The sequence below is a fragment of the Microcystis sp. LE18-22.4A genome, from assembly GCF_027531105.1.
Classification (GTDB): domain Bacteria; phylum Cyanobacteriota; class Cyanobacteriia; order Cyanobacteriales; family Microcystaceae; genus Microcystis; species Microcystis aeruginosa.
Genome location: NZ_JAPZRB010000535.1, coordinates 1 through 5,148, shown reverse-complemented (window position 1 = coordinate 5,148; position 5,148 = coordinate 1). Strand labels below are relative to the sequence as shown.

Below are 5,148 nucleotides of genomic sequence, written 5' to 3'. Positions count from 1 at the left end.
GATGGTCGAGGGAATCAACAATAAACTTAAACTAATAAAACGGAGAGCCTATGGCTTGAGAAACTTTCGGAATTTTTGGGTTAGAAGTATGTTGTCTTGGCATCTTGTATGTTGATTTAGCATAAAGAGTAACGAAGAGCCGATTATGTTACCCCCCAATTAGGAATTTTTTTATCGAAAAAACAACGGGAACAAAAGCGGGACGAGAAAGAATTCTAAAAAGTATAATCGGTCAACTACCCGTCACCGAAAAACAAGCGGAGTATTTACATCTGGAATCCCATCAAAGAATTAGTCCAGCTTTAGAGGAATGTTGTTTAAGGTTAAGTGCCACGGTTTCTTACAAGAATGCTGAAAAGGCTCTACCCAAATACAGGGGAATAAAAGTTTCCGAGAAAACGTTACAAAGAATTGTCGAGCGCCACGAGTTTCCCGAGGAAGAAGTAAGAGAAACTATCAAAGAAATCAGCTTGGATGGTGGGAAAGTACGCTCTTTGAACGGAGACAAAAGGAGAATCGTGCGTTTGGAAAGATTACAAGGCGATCCGGGCAGATAATCTAGTGACCAAAGCCACGTTCAGGGAAAACGAGGTTTTAATCGAGTGGGTAAATCGGCAAGAGTTGTCCGATCCTCTAACCTGTCTAGGAGACGGTCATCCGGGGATATGGAAAATCATCGGACAGAGCGAAGCCCCAGTCGAAAAACGAGAGGTTTTAGATTGGTTTCATCTGGTGGAAAACCTGTATAAAGTCGGAGGTTCCCAGAAGAGAATTCAAGAGGCGGAAAGCTTGTTATGGAAGGGAAAAGTCGAGGAAACTATCGCTTTATTCTCTTCTTTATCGAAAAAACAAGCGGAAAATTTCTGTAATTACTTGAGAGAGCATTGTCATCGAATAATCGATTATTCTTATTTTCAAGAGAACGAAATTTGTTCGATTGGTTCAGGAGCGGTGGAATCAACGATTAAACAAATCGATAGACGCTTGAAAATTTCGGGAGCGCAATGGAATGAAAGGAATGTACCTCAAGTTCTCAAACTTCGTTGTGCGTACCTGAACGGAACACTTTGAACGAGGCTTGGTACGTTTGTTCTGACAAAATTGACTTGCTCCCCTGTCAATCGCTCGCTCCTAAAAATTTTAGGGTATTTTTTTGAGCTTCGGTCAATCCCTGAACCATAGCAATACTCATCCCTTCATAGGGGCGTTCAGTTCTGATCGTCTTACAACATCGACCCGTTTTCAGCTCCCAAAGCTTAATCGTTTCATCTTGTCCCCCACTAGCAAGCAATTGTCCATCAGGGCTAAAAGCAACCGATAAAACCCACTTTTCATGGCCTGTTAAGGTGGCAAGGTCTCGACCTGAAGGCATATCCCAAAGCTTAATGGTACGATCGCAACTACCACTTGCTAAAATGTCGCCTTGAGGATTAAACGCAATGGTCTGAATCCAACTATCGTGACCTTGAAGGGTTGCTAAACATTTGCCGCTTTGGACATTCCATAGTTTAATCTTAGAATCACAAGAACCACTGCCGATCAGATTCCCCTCTGGGCTAAAAGCCACCGCCAAAACCCAGCTACCGTGTCCCGTAAAAGTAGTCAAACATTCCCCGGTTTCAACCCCCCACAATTTTACTGTTTTGTCTTCACCACCACTAACGAGAGTAAGTCCATCAGGACTGAACTGGATCGACCATAAACAGCCCGTGTGACCCCGTAACGTTTTTCGACAATGACCTGTAGTAATATCCCAAAGTTTAATCGTTGCATCACCACTACAACTAGCTAGGGTCAAACCATCTGGGCTAAATGTAATCGTCCGAATCCAGCGAGTATGTCCCAATAAAGTTTTTAGACACTGGCCAGTTTTAGTGTCCCATAATCTAACACTATAATCACTGCTCCCGGTGGCTAACAAAGTTCCATCTGGACTGTAAGCGATCGAACTGACCCATCCTTTATGTCCTTCTAGCTTCGACCATCGGCCCGTCTCAATTTTCCAGAGTCTAACAGTTCGTGTTTCACTACTAGCAAGTGTCTTGCCATCAGGACTAAAGGCTACTGATTGAATCCAACTACCATATCCTTGCCAAGTTTTCCAACATTGGCCTGTGTTAACCTCCCAAAACCTGATGGCTCGATCTTCGCCCCCACTTACTAAAATAGTACCGTCTGAACTAAATAGCACTGAAGTTAGGCGATTATTATGACCATGGATGGTTTTGAGACATTTCCCTTCTTCTACATCCCAGATTCTAATGGTGTGATCTCCTGCCCCACTGGCCAGCAAGTTTCCTTGAGGACTAAAAGCTACTGAACGTATTCGCTCCGTATGACCTTCAAGTGTAAAGATACACTGGCCTTGGTTAATCTCCCAAATTTTGACGGTGCGATCGCCACTACCACTGGCTAAACGCTGACCATCTGGACTAAACGCGACAGAGCGAACCCATTGGCGATGTCCGCTAAATGTTTGCAAACACTGACCTGTTTCTGTATCCCACAACTTGAGAGTATGGTCTTCGCTACCGCTAACAATCATTTTGCCGTTTTTACTAAAAGCGATTGACCAAACAGTGTTTTCATGTCCGTTCAGAGTTTGTAAACATTCTCCAGTATCCACACTTCGGAGAGTAATATTGTAGTCATTGCCACCACTGGCTAAGATTTTTCCGTCGGGGCTGAAAGCAACCGTATAGATGCGGCAATTATTTCCTAAAAAGGTGTATAAACAACTACCATCCTCAACAGACCATAATTTCACCGTCTGATCACTACTAGCACTGCTGAGCATTTTGCCATCTGGACTAAAGGCAACTGCGTGAACCCATTCTGTGTGTCCTTTACAACTCAATAAAAGTTGATTATCTGCCACTTGCCAGAAATGAATCTCCCCGTTGACATCTCCTGTGGCAAGAATTTGTCCATCAGGACTTAAGGCAATTGATAAAATACTGGTTATTTGTTTGGCAAATACGCATTTACTCAAATCGGAATACGCCAAATTAACTTGATGTAAATGGGTATCTTGAAGATAACTAGACCACAGGGTAAGATGGGAGAAGTCATAACCAGTTAGATCGATATTAAGATAACCAAAAATATTAATAATATTACCAGCTACATATCCAAGTTTTTGAGGATTATGTTCTTGCCAAGTGCGGAGGATTTCCTTGAATCGCTCAGTAAGTTTTTCTTCAGTCTGATAAATACATAACAGGTTTTCAACGAGAGGTTTTATTGTTAATCTGATCTGGAATTTTCTGATATTTTCTTTTCCTTGAATATTGAGAAGAGCATAGCGATTAAGAAGATTAATTTCTGCCGTTTCTATCTCCCTAGTGATCTGATTGATCAATCGATAAATTAAATACTCTCTAATGGACGGATGTAAGGAGAACTTATTTTGATATTTTTCAATTAGACATCTCTGAGTTAAGGATTTTAATGTTATGAGTAAATTTTGTTGAGAAATACTGGGAAAAATTTCTGCTTTTAAATCATCGATCAGTAAAGACTCTTGATTTAAAGCTATACGGTAAAGAATATTTTGCTCTAAATCAGATAATCTAATAAACTGTTCCTCAAATAAATTTGATATTTCCTCAACAAAAAAAGTTTCTTCTTGCAAGAAACTACTAACATTACAATTAAATAAATCTTTGATAATTCCACAAACTAATTTAAGAATGAGAGGATTTCCACCATATTTTTCAATCAACATGAGGGAGTCAGATTGAGATTGACTGTCGCAGCCTTTTAGCTGAATTAACTTAAGACTAGCTGGGACACTTAATCCGTTTAACTCTAAAGAGCGAACTGGCAAAGTTTCCCCTTGCATTAAAGAAACTTCTTTTTGTTTTTCTCTACTGGTAATTACTAAAGTGCTTTGGTGGGAACTCTCCCCTATTCGTTTGAAGAAATTTTCATATTCTTGAAAACCATCTTGATAAGATCCTACCTGAACTCCCCTGGACATAATTGATTCACAATTATCTAAAATGACCAGACAGCGTTGTTGTCTGAAATGCTCAATTAATAGGAAAATTTGGTCATCAACACTTACTAAAACTTTGTTTTCTTGATCTTGATCGATAATTGACAAAATATCAAGTAGAAGTTTTCTCATTGACATAACTTGACTCAAGGAACGCCAAATAACCCAATCAAAATCGCCCTGAATTTCCTTGGCTAACTGAATTGAGAGATAGGTTTTCCCAATTCCGGCTATTCCGAACAGTGCAACTAAACGAACTCGTTCCCCAATAATCCATTGTTTAAGGGTAGCAATTTCTTCTTGACGATCATAAAATACCGAGATTTCTGGGGCTTCACCCCAATCTTGCCCTAATTTTGGCTGCGATAGGGGATAAGTCGGTAAAATTGGCTTGTCCGAGTCTTTAATTGGGGTAATATCAAGGAATTTAGCCTTATGTCTTTCTAAAACAGATCGAAAATTGTTTTTTTTGACTTTTTCTCCACAGGCTTCAGACAGACGATTCCATAGTTTAGGACCCACATCTTGTTTGAGGTAATTGGGCGAATATTTGTAAGTCTTAGCAATTTCTTCATAGGAAAGCCGATTTTCAGTCCACGATGCCTGAAAAATTAACCGTTCAAGATCGCTCAAATGTTGGCCAGATCGCTGAAAAATTAAGTTCTCAGCCAAACCCAAGGCTTCTTCAAGATTCATAAGCTATTGCACCTTAGAAAAGAAGTCAGTTTTTCCAGTGTCCTAGTTAAAGGATACTGAAAAAATCTTTATAATACAATAAGTATAAGTACTTAGGGTTTGCTGAAAAAGTCGCTCAAAGAATTATGCTATTGAGTGCCAATAATTTGTCCCCCGAGTGATAAGTTTTACTTGAGTAAAATCACTTTTAACATAATTTTTATTAAAGCGTTGCCGACATCTTAGTTCTTTTGTTCGCCCAAAAATCAAGAAAGACAAAAAAAGCCCAAAAAACTGCCGAAGCAGTCGGGAAAGATTGACAACCAAAAAGGTAATAGTGGGACTTAAACGCCAAATAAAGATCAAATCGAGTATAATCGTTAAAGAGTAAGCACTTTACGTTGAAAGAGCAGCGATGAAAGAGACAACCCCAGCCGCGATGCCCCCATGCTTTGACCGATGGTGTCGGCGGT

At 40.0% G+C, this 5,148-nt stretch carries 2 protein-coding genes and 1 pseudogene; 2 read left to right on the top strand and 1 reads right to left on the bottom strand.

Annotated features, from left to right (window positions below; genetic code table 11):
- A partial coding sequence (locus O9295_RS22835; RefSeq protein WP_071824397.1) for a transposase occupies positions 1 to 115 on the top strand: 115 nt, incomplete at its 5' end.
- A gap of 29 nt (positions 116 to 144) precedes the next feature.
- A pseudogene (locus O9295_RS22830) lies at positions 145 to 1,071 on the top strand (ISKra4 family transposase); the annotation flags it as partial.
- 46 nt (positions 1,072 to 1,117) lie between these two features.
- On the opposite strand, the gene O9295_RS22825 reads toward O9295_RS22830, so the two are convergent.
- A complete protein-coding gene (locus O9295_RS22825) occupies positions 1,118 to 4,696 on the bottom strand; it encodes a WD40 domain-containing protein (RefSeq protein WP_288035582.1) in 3,579 nt (1,192 codons plus the stop codon).
- Between the last annotated feature and the right edge of the window lie 452 nt (positions 4,697 to 5,148).

Excerpts from the sequence above, each read along its gene's own strand:
- O9295_RS22825 (WP_288035582.1), bottom strand. The coding sequence starts at position 4,696 with ATGAATCTTGAAGAAGCCTTGGGTTTGGCTGAGAACTTAATTTTTCAG.